Origin of the sequence: Nonomuraea sp. NPDC003709 (genome assembly GCF_040610775.1) — a bacterium.
Lineage (GTDB): Bacteria > Actinomycetota > Actinomycetes > Streptosporangiales > Streptosporangiaceae > Nonomuraea > Nonomuraea angiospora_A.
In genome coordinates, this window is the sequence record NZ_JBEXMW010000023.1 from 139,174 (window position 1) to 154,736 (window position 15,563).

At 71.7% G+C, this 15,563-nt stretch carries 8 protein-coding genes; 3 read left to right on the forward strand and 5 right to left on the reverse strand.

All coding sequences use genetic code 11. The annotated features are described in order from the left end of the window. Positions 1–11: 11 nt before the first annotated feature. Genes ABZX61_RS49310 through ABZX61_RS49325 form a run of 4 tightly spaced genes read right to left on the reverse strand, consistent with a single transcriptional unit; the run spans position 12 to position 4,069 of the window. Positions 12–752, reverse strand: a complete 741-nt coding sequence (locus ABZX61_RS49310; protein ID WP_355205823.1) for a thioesterase domain-containing protein — start codon at positions 750–752, stop codon at positions 12–14. 17 nt (positions 753–769) lie between these two features. Further along, on the reverse strand, positions 770–2,026 hold the full coding sequence (locus tag ABZX61_RS49315) for a cytochrome P450 (protein WP_350737228.1): 1,257 nt from the start codon (positions 2,024–2,026) through the stop codon (positions 770–772). Beyond that, positions 2,010–3,839 (reverse strand): non-ribosomal peptide synthetase, encoded by a 1,830-nt coding sequence (locus ABZX61_RS49320; protein ID WP_355205827.1) that lies wholly within the window; start codon positions 3,837–3,839, stop codon positions 2,010–2,012. Before ABZX61_RS49320 ends, ABZX61_RS49315 begins: the two co-directional genes overlap by 17 nt. An 8-nt stretch (positions 3,840–3,847) precedes the next feature. Beyond that, the gene (locus ABZX61_RS49325; RefSeq protein WP_355205830.1) at positions 3,848–4,069 is read right to left on the reverse strand and encodes an MbtH family protein; all 222 of its coding nucleotides are present in this window, start codon (positions 4,067–4,069) and stop codon (positions 3,848–3,850) included. A gap of 136 nt (positions 4,070–4,205) precedes the next feature. Between ABZX61_RS49325 and vioC the strand changes: the two genes are divergently transcribed. From vioC to ABZX61_RS49340, 3 genes are read left to right on the forward strand one after another with little or no spacing between them, the layout of a single operon-like run. Further along, positions 4,206–5,234 carry an arginine beta-hydroxylase, Fe(II)/alpha-ketoglutarate-dependent gene (gene vioC / locus ABZX61_RS49330; protein WP_355205833.1) on the forward strand — a complete coding sequence of 343 codons (1,029 nt, stop codon included), beginning with the start codon at positions 4,206–4,208 and terminating at the stop codon, positions 5,232–5,234. 27 nt (positions 5,235–5,261) lie between these two features. Continuing rightward, complete coding sequence (locus ABZX61_RS49335; RefSeq protein WP_355205836.1) at positions 5,262–11,795, forward strand: amino acid adenylation domain-containing protein; 6,534 nt, start codon at positions 5,262–5,264, stop codon at positions 11,793–11,795. After that, positions 11,792–13,243: an amino acid adenylation domain-containing protein gene (locus tag ABZX61_RS49340; protein ID WP_355205839.1), complete on the forward strand. Its 1,452-nt coding sequence runs from the start codon at positions 11,792–11,794 to the stop codon at positions 13,241–13,243. The genes ABZX61_RS49335 and ABZX61_RS49340 overlap by 4 nt, the downstream gene beginning before the upstream one ends. Here ABZX61_RS49340 and ABZX61_RS49345 read toward each other — a convergent pair. Further along, positions 13,240–15,558, reverse strand: a complete 2,319-nt coding sequence (locus ABZX61_RS49345) for a lantibiotic dehydratase (RefSeq protein WP_355205842.1) — start codon at positions 15,556–15,558, stop codon at positions 13,240–13,242. The genes ABZX61_RS49340 and ABZX61_RS49345 overlap by 4 nt on opposite strands. Positions 15,559–15,563: the final 5 nt, after the last annotated feature.

A 15,563-nucleotide genomic window follows, 5' to 3' on the forward strand; every position in this document is an offset into this window, starting at 1 on the left:
CCTACCCGTCCTTACGCTGCGCTCAGCCCTGAGCACATCACGTCCAGCAGATCCTCGGGCGCCTCGATGAAGCGGTGGTGGCGGCCGTCGAGGAGCATGGAGGTCGTCTCGCCGCACTCCCCCCATCCGCCCATGGTGGAGAACGGGATCTCGTCGTCCTCGGTCCAGCCGATCGCCGTGATCGGGCACGACAGCCGGTACGGCTCCGGCATCACGTACCGTTTGTTGGTCTCGACGTCGGCCCGTAACACCTCCAGGTAGAGCTCGATGAGCTCCGCGCTGGGCTTCCCCCCGAGCTGGGTGATCAACTTCTCCAGCTCGGCGCCGAGCCCGGCGTCGTCCATGGACAGGAACCGCCCGGCGGGCCCGTCCTGCGGGGCCACCTCCGAGGAGACGTAGACCCGGGCGGGCGCGGGCATGCCGCTCCTGATCAGCTCGGCCGACACCTCGTAGGCCGCCAGAGCGGACCCGCAGTGGCCGAAGAAGCCGAACGGCACGTCGAGATGGTCCTCGAGCCCGATCACCATGCTCTTGGCGAGCTCCTGGTAGGTCTCGAAGTTCGGCTCGGCGAAGCGGGTCTCGTGGCCGGGCAGTTCGACGGGCAGGAACTCGACACCGCCGCGCCGCCGCGGCCACTGGCGGTACATGCTGGCGCCACAGCCCGAGTACGGGATCAGGAAGACCCGGCCGGTCGCCGTGGCCGACGGCTCGTGCGGCAGCCATGGGTTGCGGCGCTTCGGGCGGTTTGCCATGAGCGGCCCTCCGGGAGTCAGAGCGTCTTGGCGGTGATCGGCAGGTGCTTGAAGCCGGAGATGAAGTTGGAGTGCAGGCGGACAGGCTCGCCGGCCGGCTCGAAGGCGGTGAAGCGCGACAGCAGCTGGTTGAACAGGATGCGCAGGGTGACCCGGGCGACGGTGTGGCCGACGCAGTAATGCGGGCCGATCCCGAAGGCGAGGTGCTTGTTGGGCTTGCGGCGCAGGTCGAACGTCTCGGCGTCCGGGAAGACCTCGGGGTCGCGGTTGGCCGCGCCGAGCCACGAGACCACCGCCTGACCGGCCTTGATCCTGGTGCCGCGCACCTCGGTGTCCTGGACGGCGTACCTCATGAAGTGGCTGACCGGGGAGCCCAGGCGCAGGCCCTCCTCAACCGCGGTGGGGGTGACGCTCAGATCGGCCGCCCACCGGTCCAGCAGGCCGTCGCCTATGTGCTCGGTCATCATGTAGTTCGGCGAGTGCGGGGTGGTGACCACGGCGCCCAGCAGCACGCTGTAGCAGTTGGACATGACCTCGCCGGGCGACATGGTGCGCCCGTCGACCTCGGTGGTGATCAGGATGCTGATGAGGTCGTCGCCGAGGTTGCGGCGGCGCTCCTTGTAGATGTCCTGGAAATAGGCGAACAACTCGCGGTGTGCCTGGTCCAGGGTGGCCTGCGCGCCGCCGGGCACCCGGTACTCCGGATCCTCGGCGGCGATCGAGGCGTTGAGCAGCTGGCCGAGTCTGGGCCAGTCGGCCCGGGGGAGGCCCATGGACTCGCCGCCCACCGCGACCGGCAGGGCCAGCATGGCCTGGGCGAAGTCGAACGGACCACCGTCGGCGAGCGGGGAGATCACCTCCAGGACCAGGTCGCGGATCAGGTCCTGCTGCGCCTCGATGGACTTGATGGCCAGTGCCTTCTGCAGGCGGGCCCGCATGATCGTGTGCCGGGGCGGGTCGGTCGCGGCGATCTGCCTGCCGCCCGCCGGGTCCTCGACGCCGAGGATGTTGAGCAGTGTGCCGCGTTCGGAGGTGAACGTCTGGGCGTCGCGCAGCACCCGGTCGACGTCGTGGTATTTCACCACCGACCAGAACCCGTTCCGCTCGTCGATCTGCTCCCAGTCCAGGTGGTCATGGTTTCGCAGGTCCGCCCACTTCTCGCGGAAGCGGAAGTCGAGATCGGCGTAGAGCATCGGGTCGGCCAGCCCTCGCGCGGCGGTGCTGACCGGGCAGCCGGGCGCGGCCTGCTCGCCGGTGCTACTGGGTCCCTGCATCCGCGCTGTCCTTCCTGGTCGTGCCGGGCTCCTGCCTCAGGAGCAGTTCCTCGGCGAGGGCGGCGATCGTCGGCCGCAGGTAGAGGATGCGGGCCGGCAGGTTGACGTCGAACTCGGCCTGGAGCGCGGACAGCAGCTCGGCGGCGAGCAGCGAGTGCCCGCCCAGGTCGAAGAAGTTGTCGTCCACCCCGATCGGCTCGACGTCCAGCGCGTCGCTCCAGATCTCGGCCAGGCGGCGCTCGACCGGGCGCTCCGGCTCGACGTAGTCGTTCCAGACGTTGCGGGGGATCTTCTCGGTGGGCAGCGCCGAGCGGTTCACCTTGCCGTTCGGGTTGAGCGGGATGTCCCTCACCACGATCACCGCCCACGGCACCAGGTGGGCGGCGACGGTCGCGATGAGTTTCTCCCGCAGCGCCGTACCGAAAGAGGTCCACTCGGCCGGATCCATGTCACCCACGGCCACATAGGCGATCAGGCGGGTGTCACCGGCCCCGTTCGTACGGGTGAGGACGGCGGCCTGCTCGACGCCCGGCTGCCTGAGCAGCTCCATCTCCACCGTGCTCAGCTCGACCCGGTAGCCGCGGATCTTGACCTGCCGGTCGGAGCGGCCGAGGAAGTCCAGCACGTCGTCCTCGGTCCAGCGCGACAGGTCGCCGGTGCGGTACATGCGGCTGCCCGGCGGCCTGGACGGGTCGGGGTCGGCGACGAAGCGCTCGGCCGTCGCGCCGGGCCGGTTGAGGTAGCCGGTGGCGACGCCGTCGCCGCCGACCCACAACTCGCCGACGTCCCCGTGGGGGACCTCCTGCAGCCGTTCGTCCAGGACCCTGCCGGTGCTGCCGTCGATGGGCACGCCGATCGGCACGCGCGTCGCGTCGCCGCTGTCGCGGGTGGTCCAGCACGTGCTGAACGTGGTGTTCTCCGTCGGGCCGTAGCCGTTGGTGAAGACCAGATCCGGGTAGGCGGCCATCACCCGCTGGACGTGCGCGGGAGACAGCACGTCGCCTCCGGCCAGCAGGTGGCGGATGCCGGACAGCCCGTCGAGGTGATGGGTGACGATCTTGTGGAACAGGCCGGTCGTCAGCCACAACACGCTGACGCCTTCGTCGTGGAGCGTCGCCACGATCTCCTCGAGGTCGGCGTGCCCGGTCGGTGCGAGCGCCAGCCTGCACCCCTTCACCAGCGGCATCCAGATCTCGAAGGTGGAGACGTCGAAGCCGACCCGGGTCAGTTGCAGGAAGACGTCGTCGTCGCGGACGTCGATCCAGCCGGGAGCGTTGATCAGCCGCCAGACCGCGCGGTGGGGGACGACGACGCCCTTGGGCTCGCCGGTGGAGCCCGAGGTGTAGCAGACATAGACGGGGGTGTCGGGGTGAAGCGGTTGCGCCGCTCCGGCCGGCTCAGGTGCGCTCGCCTCGGTCATCTCGGGCTCGACATAGAGGATGTGCTCCACGTCCGGCGCCTGCTCACCGAAGCGCGAGCCGACGACGGCGAACCGGGCCCGCGCGTCGCACACGATCTGCTCCCGCTGGCCGGACGGCTCCGCCGGGTCGAGATAGAGGTAGGCGCCGCCCGCCTTGAGGATCGCGTACAAGGTGACGATGAGCTCAGGCGTGCGGCCCAGGACCACCGCGACCACCGACCCGCTGCCGACCCCGGCCGCTCGCAGGCGCGACGCCAGAGCCTCCGCGGCCTCGTCGAGCCGGCGGAAGGTCAGGGTGCTGCCGCGGAAACTGACCGCGATCCGGTCAGGCGTGCGTGCGACCTGCTCGGCCACCATCTCGTGGATGCATCGCGGTGCTCCTGCGTCGGTCATCGCCACTCCTACTCGTGAGCGGTACTCGCGAGGTGCTCGCGACGGGCGCTGCGCGGGCGCAGGTCCGTCCAGTTGGCCTCGATGTAGTCCAGGCACGCCTGCCGCGTGTCCTCGCCGTGCACGACCCGCCACCCGGCGGGGACGTCCAGCGCCGCCGGCCACAGCGAGTGCTGGTCCTCGTCGTTGACGAGCACCGTGAAGCTGCCATCGGGGTCATCGAACGGGTTCATGAAGTCCTCTCCTTACGCTCCACCAGCAAAGCTAACGAGGACGCCGCTCGGCCGGATGTCCCCTCTAACGGGGACCCATGCGGGACGCGGATGGCTCCTACACTCCGGAATGTCACCGACATGGAAGGGAACCGCGGTGCGCCGTTTGACGCTGACACCGGAGGACAACGCGGAGCTGTCCCCGATGATCGCCGAGATCGCCAAGGCTTATGACACGGTCGAGAACCCCGAGCTGATCCGCCGGGCGCCGGTGCTCGCCCGGTCCTTGCCGGTCCACGTGCTGGAGTTCCTGGAGGAGTACCGGATCGGGGAACCCTCGGCCCTGTGCGTGATCTCCGGGCTCGACGTCGACGAGGCGCAGCTCGGGCACACCCCCGAGCACTGGCGCGACAGCCAGTACGACTCCCCGGCCTTCCCCCAGGAGGTGTTCTTCCTCCTGTGCGGCTCCGTGCTCGGCGACGTGTTCGGCTGGGCCACCCAGCAGGACGGCCGGATCATGCACGACGTGCTCCCCATCAAGGGCCACGAGCACTACGAGATCGGCTCCAACAGCCTGCAGCACCTGTCCTGGCACACCGAGGACGCCTTCCACCCCTGCCGGGGCGACTACGTGGCGCTCATGTGCCTGAAGAACCCCGACGCCGTCGAGACCATGGTCTGCGACGCCGCCGACCTCGACTGGCCGGCCATCGACGTCGAGACGTTGTTCGCCGCCGAGTTCACGCAGATGCCCGACAACTCGCACCTGCCGCAGAACGCCACCGAGTCCACCGGCGACCCGACCATCGACCGGCTCCGGGCCAGGAGCTTCGCGCTCATCCAGTCCTGGAACGACGATCCGGTCAGGCGGCCCGTCCTGTTCGGCGACCGCGCGCAGCCGTACATGGCGCTCGACCCGTACCACATGAAGACCGAGGGCTGGTCCGAGGCGTCGCTGCGCGCCTTCCAGGGGTTGTGCGACCAGATCGAAGCCAACATGAAGGACGTCAGCCTGCGTCCCGGCGACTGTGTGTTCATCGACAACTTCCGGGCCGTGCACGGCCGCAAGTCCTTCCGTCCTCGCTATGACGGGTCCGACCGCTGGCTCAAACGCCTCAACATCACCCGCAACCTTCGCGGCTCTCGCGCATGGCGGCCGGCTGCCGACAACCGCATCATCTACTGAACCCGCGCCGCGGAGGTAAGAGGGCCAGTGACCAGAGGAGACTTCCCCAACGTTCGCACGGTCGCCGAGGTGGAGACGCTGGCGTGGCTGCTCCGGTGGCGGGCCACCCGCCGGCCCGAGCAGGTCGGTCACGTCTTCCTCGCCGAGGACGGCGCCGAAACCCCCCTCACCTACGGCGAGCTGGACCTCCGGGCCCGCGCGATCGCGGTCCGGCTGCGGCGGGCGGGCCTGGCCGAGGGTGACCGGGCGCTGCTGCTCTACCCGCCCGGCGCGGACTTCCTCGCGGCGTTCTTCGGCTGCCTGTACGCCGGTGTGGTCGCCGTCCCCACGTTCCCTCCTGACCCGCTCCGGCTGGACCGCACGCTGCCGCGCCTGCTCGCCACCGTCACGGACGCCGACCCTCGCGCGGCGCTCACCGTCACTCCACTGCTGCCCCTGGCCGGCAGCCTGCCCGGGCAGCCGGCCTGGATCGCCACCGACGCAGATGTCTCGGACGCCGCCGAATGGCGGCCACCCGAGGCGACCGCTTCCTCCACCGCCGTGCTGCAGTACACCTCCGGCTCCACCGCCGAGCCCAAAGGCGTGATCCTCTCTCACGGCAACCTGCTGCACAACTCCCGGCTCATCCACGAGTTCTTCGGCACCACCGAGGACAGCCGCGGCATGAGCTGGCTGCCTCCCTACCACGACATGGGCCTGATCGGCGGTCTCCTCCAGCCGCTCTACGCGGGCTTCCCCGTCTGGCTCATGTCTCCCCTCGACTTCCTGCGGCGGCCGCTGAGCTGGCTGGAGACGCTGTCGCGGGTGGGCGTGACGGTCAGCGGCGGCCCCAACTTCGCCTACGACCTGTGCGTGCGCAAGACCACGGCGAGCGAGCGGGACCGCCTGGACCTCAGCTCATGGCGGGTCGCCTTCAACGGCGCCGAACCCATCCGCCGCGCCACCCTCGAACGCTTCGCCGACGCCTTCGCACCCGCCGGTTTCTCCAAGGAGTCCTTCTTCCCCTGTTACGGCCTCGCCGAGGCCACGCTCATCGTCACCGGCGGCTTCGCCTCCCCCGTGGACGACTCCGTGGACGACTCCGTGGACGACCGGGTCAGCAGCGGCCGAAGCGCATCCGACCAGAGCGTCGAGATCGTCGACCCCGGCACCTGCCGCCCCTGCCCGCCCGGTCAGGTCGGCGAGATCTGGGTACGCGGCCCCAGCGTGGCAGGAGGCTACTGGGCCCGTCCCGACCTGAGCCGCGAGGTCTTCCAGGCGAAGCTCGCCTCTGGTTCGGGCTACCTCCGGAGCGGCGACCTCGGCTTCCTGCGCGACGGCGAGCTCGTGGTCACCGGCCGGATCAAGGACCTGATCATCATCCGGGGCCGCAACCACTACCCTCAGGACCTCGAGGCCACCGCCGAGCGGGCCCACGCCGCCGTGCGTCCCGGCGGGGTCGCCGCCTTCCTCGTCGAGGACCGGCCGGCCCTGGTGTACGAGCTCGCCAGGGACGCCGGTGACGTGGACATCGCCGCCGTCTCCCGCTCGATCCGCCACCGGGTCGCGGAGGAGCACGGGGTGAGCGCCGGCCTGGTCGTGGTCCTCCCCGCGGGCGCTCTGCCCAAGACCACCAGCGGCAAGGTACGGCGTGACGCCTGCCGTCAGCGACTGCTGGCAGGAGACCTGCCCGAGATCGGCAGAAGCGAAAGCGACCCCGACGCGATGGACGTGTCCGCCGCCGGTCTCACCCGGGAGGCGCTGCTCGCCATGCCCGGCGACCGGCGTGCCGGGGCCGTCCAGGACTACCTGCGCGCCCGGCTCGCCGCCCTCTGCGCCGTGCCCGCCGACGACCTGACGCCGGACCTGCCGCTGCTGGCCGCCGGGCTGGACTCGCTGGGCGCGCAGCAGCTCCAGCAGGACGTGGAGACCGAGCTGGGGTTGCGCCTGCCTCTCGCCGACATCCTCAGCGGCGCCGCGCTGTCCGAGGTCGCCACCCGGATCGCCGCGTCCGCGGACGGCGAGGCCGTACCGGACCCGCACACCACGGCACCGGCGGTGCCTGGGACGACGACGCGGCTCACCCCCGGCCAGCGCACCCTGTGGTTCCTGCAGCAGCTGGCGCCGGAGAGCACCGCGCACACCACGGTGGCGGCGTTCCGGCTGAGCGGCCCGCTCGACCCGCTCCCGCTGCGGGCGGCCTTCGACGCGCTCGTGTCCCGGCACGACGCGCTGCGGGCGGCCTTCACCGGCAAGGACGGCGAGCCCGTACGGGTGGCCCTGCCGCACCTGCCGGGAGCCTTCGAGCACGTCGAGGTCGACGGGCTCGACGACGAGGCGCTGCGGGCGCGGCTGGCCGAGGACGCCCACCGGCCGTTCGACCTCGCCTCCGGCCCGCTCGTGCGACTGCGCCTGTACCGGCGCGCGAGCGACGAGCACGTGGTCCTGGTGACGGCGCACCATATCGTGACGGACTTCTGGTCGACGATGATCCTCGGCCGTGAGCTCGCGGCGCTGTACACGGAACGGGCGGGCGGCCCGCCCGCCGAGCTCGCACCGCCCGGCGCGGACGTCACGGACGTGCTCGCGTGGCAGGACGCGCTGCTCGCCGGCCCGGCCGGACGTGAGCTGGATCGCTACTGGAGCCGGCGGATCGGCGAAGGCGCTCCTCCGCTGGAGCTCGCGTCGTGGCACGCGGACAACGCATCGGATCGCGGTCAGGCCCGGCATTTCAGGATCGACAGCGCGCTGATCGGCAGGCTGAAGCGATGCGCGGCGGAAGAAGGCGTCACGCTGAACGTGCTGCTGCTCGCCGGTTTCCAGGCACTGCTGCACCGGCTGACGGGCCAGGACGACATCGTGGTCGGCACGCCGGTGGCCGCCCGCACCGGACCGGGTTTCGCGGAGATCGTCGGCTACCTCATGAACCCGGTGCCGATCAGAAGCCGCGCCGACGGAAGGCTCACCTTCCGGCACCTGCTGAAGGAGACCAGAAGCCAGGTCATCGGCGCGATCGAGCACCAGAGCCTGCCCAGCGCGCTCCTGGCCGAGCGGCACGCGCGCCGCGGGTTGTTCCAGACGATGTTCGTGTTCAACCAGCCGAACGCCGCCGACCTGGCGCGCTTCCCCGCGGTGCTGCTCGGCCACGCGGGGGTGCGCAGAGCCTTCGGCGGCGGTCTGGTGGCCGAGTCGCTGCCGATCGAACCCCGGGAGAGCGCGTTCGACGTGGAGGTGTCGCTGTCCGAGATCGACGGCGAGGTCCGCGGCCTGCTCCGATACCGGACCAGCGTGTTCGACGGCCCGGGCGCGGAGCGGTTCGCGGAGACCTTCCTGACGCTGCTGGAGGCCGCCGCCGGCGATCCGGAGACCCGGCTCGGCACGCTGCTGCCCGCGACGGGGGCCGAGCGCGTGCGGGTCCTGCGGGAGTGGAACGCCACGGATCGCGCCGTGGACACGAGCACGACCGTGGCGGAGCTGTTCGAACGGCAGGCCGCCCGGACGCCGGACGCGCTGGCGGTCGTGGCGGGCGGCGAGCGGGTCTCCTATCGGGAGCTGGACGAGCGCGCCAACCAGCTCGCGCACCTGCTCGGCGAGAGGGGGGTCAGCCCGGGAACACGGGTGGGGATATATCTGGACAAGGGCCCGGCCATGATCGAGGCGCTGCTCGCGGTCGTCAAGGCGGGTGCGACCTATGTCCCGCTCGATCCCCTCAACCCCCCGGAGCGGGTCGCCACCGCCTTCGCCGACGCCTCCGTGACGGGCGTGCTGAGCGAGCGTGCCCTGAGAGACAAGCTGCCGGAAGCTCCGGTGATCCTGCTCGACGCGGACCGGCCGGAGATCCGGCGGCAGCCGACGACGCCGCCACGGATGAAGCCCTCCGACACGGCATACGTGATCTACACCTCAGGCTCGACGGGGACGCCGAAGGGAGTGGCGGTCCCGCACGCGGCCCTGACCAATCACACGCTGCACGCCGCCGGGATGTACGGGATCAGCCCGGCCGACCGGATCCTCCAGTTCGCCTCGATCGGGTTCGACGCCAGCGCCGAGGAGATCTACCCCGCCCTGGCTCAGGGCGCCTGCCTGGTCCTGCGCACGGACCGCATGCTGGCCGACCCGGCCGGGTTCCTGCGGGCCTGCGCGGCGGAGGCGGTGACCGTGCTCGATCTGCCGACCGCGTTCTGGCACGACCTGGTGGGAGCGCTGGAGGACGGCGAAGCCGTGCTGCCGGAAACCCTGAGGCTCGTCGTCATCGGTGGCGAGCGCGCGCTGCCGGACCGGGTCGCGGCCTGGCGGGGACGGGCCGGCGACCGGGTGCGGCTGGTCAACACCTACGGGCCCACGGAGGCCACGATCGTGGCCACGTCCGGCGAGCTGACGGGCGCCGCGGCCCCCATCGGCCGTCCGATCGCGAACACCCGCGCCTACGTGCTCGACGAGGCGTGCCGGCCGGTGCGGGCCGGTGTGGTGGGTGAGCTGTATCTGGGTGGCATCGGGCTGGCCCACGGCTATCTCCATCGGCCGGCGCTGACGGCGGAGAGGTTCGTGGCCGACCCGTTCGGCCCCGCGGGCGGGCGGCTGTACCGGACGGGCGACCTGGTCAGGCACCTGCCGGACGGCTCGCTGGCGTTCGTGGCCCGTGCCGACCGCCAGATCAAGCTGAACGGCTACCGCGTCGAGCTCGGCGAGATCGAGTCGGCGCTGCGCCGCCTGCCCGGCGTCGCCGACGCGGCGGTGACCCTGCGAGAGCACCTGATCGCCTACGTGACGCCTGCCCTGCCCGCCGAGGAACTGCGCGCGTCTCTGCGCGCCGTCCTCCCCGGGTACATGGTCCCGGCCCACTATGTCCCCTTGGCCACGCTTCCCCGGACCGTCAACGGCAAGATCGACTACGCCGGGCTGCCCATGGCCGATCCCGCCCCCGTGCGGGAGGGCCCGGCCGAGCCGCCGCGGACGCCGGAGGAGCGCGCGCTGGCGGAGATCTGGCGCGAGGTGCTGGGAGTGCCGGAGGTGGGCCGGCACGACGACTTCTTCGCGCTCGGCGGCCACTCGCTGCAGGCCACCAAGGTGCTGGCCCGCGTGGCCGACACCCTCGGGCTGGACCTGCCGTTGCGCGCGGTCTTCGAGTCGCCCACGCTCGGGGCCCTCGCGGCCCGCCTTCCCGGCGCCGCGCCCACCCGGTCCGGGCCGGTGCCGCCCGCCCTGCGGGACCAGCCGCTGCCACTGTCGTTCGTCCAGGAACGCATCTGGTTCCTGCAGCAGGTCGAGCCGGACAGCACCAATTACAACGTCCCCCGGGCCATGCGCCTGTACGGCAAGGTGAACCTGGAGACGGTCACCCGGGCGCTGGCCGACCTGGAGGTCAGGCACGAGATCCTCCGCACGACCTTCCCCGACTTCGACGGCGAGCCGGTGCAGCACGTGCACGAGCCACGCGGCATCCCGGTGACCACGCTCGACCGGACCGGGCTGCCCGAGCACGAGCGCGACGCCTGGATCCGCGACTACATCCTGGCCGCGGGACAGGAGCCGTTCGACCTGGCGGAGGGCCCGCTGCTCCGCGTGTCCCTGGTCCGGCTGGCGGCCGAGGAGTACGTGCTGGTCGTCGTGGAGCACCACATGATCCACGACGGCTGGGCACAAGGAGTGTTCCTGCGCGACTTCCTGGAGCTGTACGAGGCGCACGCCACCGGCCGCGAGCCACGCCTGCCCGAGCTGCCCGTCCAGTACGCCGACTTCGCGCACTGGCAGCGCCGCGCGATCGCGGGGGAGCGGCTGACGACCCTGCTGGACTTCTGGCGCGGCCGGCTCGACGGCGCGCCGCCCCTGCTGCGACTCACCACCGACCGGCCCAGGCCCGCCGAGCCGACGTTGCGCGGCGGTGAGGAGGTCCTGGTCATCGAGGACGGCCTCGCGCGGCGACTGCGTGAGCTCGGGCGGGACCACGACGCCACCCTGTTCATGACCATGTTCGCGGTGTTCGCGATGCTGTTGTACGGCGACAGCCGACAGCAGGACATCGTCATCGGCAGCGGTATCGCCAACCGGCAGCGGGCCGAGCTGGAGAACCTGCTCGGCATGATGATCAACACCGTTCTGCTGCGGGTGGACCTGTCCGGGGACCCGGCCTTCCCGGAACTGCTGGAGCGGGTCCGTGACACCTGCCTGGAGGCGTACGCGCACCAGGACATGCCGTTCGAGAAGCTCGTCCAGCACCTGCGACCGGCGCGGAGCCTGAGCCACACGCCGTTGTTCCAGGTGATGTTCAGCTTCCTCGACACGCCGATGCCGAGACTGCAGCTGCCCGACGTGCGCTTGGAGGTGCTGAACGCGCACAACCGCTCGGCCAAGTTCGACCTGAACGCGGTGATCATCCCGCATGCCGAGGACCGCTTCCAGGACGCGGGCTCCGGGCCGCGTGAGGAGACGATCACGGTGTTGCTGGAGTACAGCACGGATCTGTTCGACGCGGCGACCGTGCGCGGGATGCTGGATCGCTACCTCACGCTGCTGCGGGCGGTCGTCGCGCGGCCGGGGATGTCGGTGGCGGAGCTGGTGACGGGTGACGGGGTGCTCCTGTGAACGACTCGCTTCCCGCGTTGTTCGCGGAGGTGTGCGCGCGGCAGCCGTACCGGATCGCGGTCGTCTGCGGCGCGGAGCGCCTGACCTACGCGGAGCTGGACGCCGCGGCCCGGGGGCTCGCCGCCGAGCTCGTACGCCGGGGTGTGCGGCGCGGGGAGCTGGTGGGGCTGCGGGTGAGCCGGTCGGCCGACGTTCCGGTGGCGGTGCTCGGGATCCTGCTGGCGGGCGCGGCGTATGTGCCGCTCGATCCGCGGTATCCGGCCGAGCGGCTGCGGCTCATGGTGGGCGAATCCGGGATTCGGCACACGGTGGGCGGCGACGTGCCGGTCTGGGGCCACGAGCCGGCACCGGCGGACGGGCTGCCCGCGCTGACCCCCGGCGACCTCGCCTACGTGATCTACACCTCCGGCTCCACCGGGCGGCCGAAGGGCTGCGTGCTCACCCACGCGAACGTGCTGAGCCTGCTCGACGCCGCGCTGCCGCTGTTCGACGTCGGGGCCGACGACCGGTGGACCCTGTTCCACTCGATCAACTTCGACTTCTCGGTGTGGGAGCTGTGGGGGGCGCTGGCCACCGGCGCGACCCTGGTGATCGTGGACGCCGAGACCTCCGTGGACCCGGTGGAGTTCCTGGAGCTGCTGATCCGGGAGGGGGTGAGCGTGCTCAACCAGGTGCCGCCGGTGTTCCGCGTGCTGGTGGAGACGCACGCCGACGCGGGACGGCCGCCGCTGCCGCTGCGCTATGTGATCTTCGGCGGGGACGCCGTGGACCTGGACGTCACCGCCGCCTTCCTGGACGCGCTGCCCGAGGACGGCAGGCCGGTCGTGGTCAACATGTACGGGATCACCGAGACCACCGTGCACGTCACCTTCAAGGAGCTCGACCAGACGGCGTTGCGGGGCCCCGACCGCTCGCCGATCGGCCGTCCGCTCCCGCACCTGGACGTCGTGCTCCGCGACGCGTACGGCGCGGCGGTGCCGGACGGCGAGGCCGGCGAGATGTGGGTGTCCGGCGGCGGGGTCGGCGTGGGGTACCTGGGCCGTGACGACCTGACGGCCGAGCGGTTCGTCGTCGCGGACGGCGTTCGCTGGTACCGGTCGGGGGATCTGGCCCGCCGTACGGGTGACGGCGAGTTGCAGTACCTCGGGCGGGCCGACCGGCAGGTGAAGCTGCGCGGGCTGCGCGTCGAGCTCGGGGAGATCGAGACGGTGTTGCGCGGGTGCACGGGGGTCCGGGACGCGGTGGTGCGGTTGGTCGCCGATCGCACGCTCGGGGATCTCCTGATCGCCTATGTGGTGGCGGGCGACGGCTATGACCCCAAGCTGGTGCGGGACGAGTGCGGGACGGTGTTGCCCGCCTACATGGTGCCCGCCCGGTACGAGACCCTGCCGGCGATTCCGCTGTCCACCACCGGCAAGGTCGACCGGGCTGCCCTGCCGTACCCCTAAGGGCGCTTCATCGCGACGATGCGCAGCTCGGCGGTGTAACGGGCGCCGCGGGCGTCGCGCAGCCACAGGCGGTCGATGTCCGGCAGCATCTCCGAGATCGTGACCGTACCGGACCCGGTTTCGGCGCTGCGGCGGATGGACTTGCCGAGCAGGTTCACCAGCGACAGGCTCCTGAAGTCCACGGCCATCGGCTTGCGTTCGGTCGGCACCCGGACGAAGCCGCGTTCCGGCAGGCCATGCTGAGCGCGCCAGCGTCGTCCCTGCACGTAACGCCGCCGCTCGTCCTTGACGAAGGCCCAGGCCACGTCGGCGGCCGGGAACGTCCACGCCTCGCGATTGACGACCAGCCGGTCGACGGTGATGCGCGGGCTGTGCGCCGCGCCGCCGAACGGCTTGAACGCGTCGACGACCAGCGAGCTGAACAGGTCGCCCGCGGCCTCCGTGAACGTGTGCTCGCGGCCGGGCCCGGAGCGATGCCGCACGACGAGGTCGTCCCCGCGCCGCTCCACCACCAGGTCCAGCACGGAGACCAGCGGAGACTCCGGTGGCGGCTCGAACGACTCGGCGCCGATGCACAGGTAGGTGTAGCCGGACAGCATCATCTCGTCGGCGCGCGACATCCGCGTGGTGGCCAGCGGCGAGTCGGCGCGCGGGACGACCACCACGCGCTCGTCCAGGCCGCTGGCGACGGCGGCCTCGTGCAGGCGGCGCGGGTCCGGGTGCTGGTTGACGAATACCTTGTTCTCCAGCGTGTTGGCCGAGCAGTGCAGCTCGCCGAGCACGAAGTCCACGTCGCCGCGGGCCAGTGCGTCCTCGTCGGCGGTGAGGAGCATGAGGTCCGGCGAGAACCAGTGCGCGGCGCTCCAGCGCGGCACGCCCGTGGCGAACTCCGCGGCCACCCGGCCGGCGAGCTCCCCGGCGGTGAACCGGAGCTCCCGCGTCGAGCCGAACTCCTCCGGTGGCACCTCGATCACCCGCCGCCAGCGCCGCCGGAACTCCTCCACGACCTCGTCCACGATCTCCGACCCCGGCGTCAGCGTGAGCCTGCCCAGCTCCGGCATGACCGAGGTCAGCAGTTGCAGCAGCGGCATCGTGGCAGAGCCCGTGCGGGCCGTCTCGCGGTCGAACGACTCGCGCGCCCGGGCCTCGTAGCGCTCGGCGACGGCATCGGTCAGCCACCTCGCGCTGTCCAGCATGAGTCCGAGCGGCGCGGCCAGCGCGTCGGTCACCCTCCGTCCCAGCCGCACGTCGAGGTCGCGGACGGTGTCCTCATAGACGAGGGTACGGCCGGCGTACACGCCACCGGAGCGGCGGGTGGCCTGCCGGCCGGTGATCCGCTCGAACGTCTCGGCCAGCTCACCCTGCGCCGCCATGAGCCGCTCCGCGTCGCCCGCCGCGGCCGACACGGCGTCACGCGCGCCGACCAGCTCGTCCAGCGAGGACCGGGCGCGGGCGCGTACCGCGGCGTCGGCGATCAGGTCGATGCGCTCGGCCAGCTCCCGCTCGGGCCAGGAGACCAGCTTGCCGTTCAGGTCGACGTGCACCGCGCCGAGCTCGCACAGCCGTAGCAGGACGGCGACGATCGCCGGATCCGGCGGGTCGCCCGCGAGGTCGCGCACGGTGCGGCGGCCGTCGCAGCGTCCGAGGACCCGCAGCTCGGCGGCCCGCAGCGGGACCGGCTTGCGGAACGGCAGCCGCAGCACCCCTCCGGTGAGCGTCGCCGCCGCGTCCGTCGTGGGACGCAGCCAGGGCCACACCTCGGGACGTGCCGCGAGCGTCTCCGCCACGGCGTCGATAGCCCAGCCCTCGAAGTAGGCGGTGCGCCGGGACAGCAACCCGGGCCCCGGAGTCATTTCCAGGCCGGTGTCATCCGCGCCGATCCGGGCCCAGCCGAGCGGGCCGAAGAAGCCGACGGTGTCGTTCTTGAGGGAGTAGCGCTGCAGGTACGTCGTGATGGTGAGCTCGTGGCGGCGGCCCTCGCGGTGCGAGCGCGGCTCCCCGGCGGCCACCTTGTCCAGGCAGACCCGGACGACCTGCGGGTTCTGCCAGGCCACCGCCTCGCGGAACAGGGGATCGGTGGACGCCCGGCGCATGACGGCGGTCAGCCGGTCGGTGGCGGCGGCCCAGACCTTCTCCCACTGCTGCTGGGTGGCCGGAGCGCGCTCATCCAGGTGGTCCGCCGCGGCGGCCAGCTCGGCGTCGCACAGCTCGGCGAACCACGCGGCCGGGAACCCCGTGCTGCGCAGCGCGCATTCGCGCCACAGCATCCAGCCCGTCGCGCCCAGCGGCGTGTGGTGCTCGGTTTCCTGGGTCATCGTCC

What these genes read in the sequence shown, in the direction of transcription:
- ABZX61_RS49310 (WP_355205823.1), bottom strand. Translation starts at nt 752, where the DNA reads ATGGCAAACCGCCCGAAGCGCCGCAACCCATGGCTGCCGCACGAGCCG.
- ABZX61_RS49315 (WP_350737228.1), bottom strand. Translation starts at nt 2,026, where the DNA reads ATGCAGGGACCCAGTAGCACCGGCGAGCAGGCCGCGCCCGGCTGCCCG.
- ABZX61_RS49320 (WP_355205827.1), bottom strand. Translation starts at nt 3,839, where the DNA reads ATGACCGACGCAGGAGCACCGCGATGCATCCACGAGATGGTGGCCGAG.
- ABZX61_RS49325 (WP_355205830.1), bottom strand. Translation starts at nt 4,069, where the DNA reads ATGAACCCGTTCGATGACCCCGATGGCAGCTTCACGGTGCTCGTCAAC.
- ABZX61_RS49345 (WP_355205842.1), bottom strand. Translation starts at nt 15,558, where the DNA reads ATGACCCAGGAAACCGAGCACCACACGCCGCTGGGCGCGACGGGCTGG.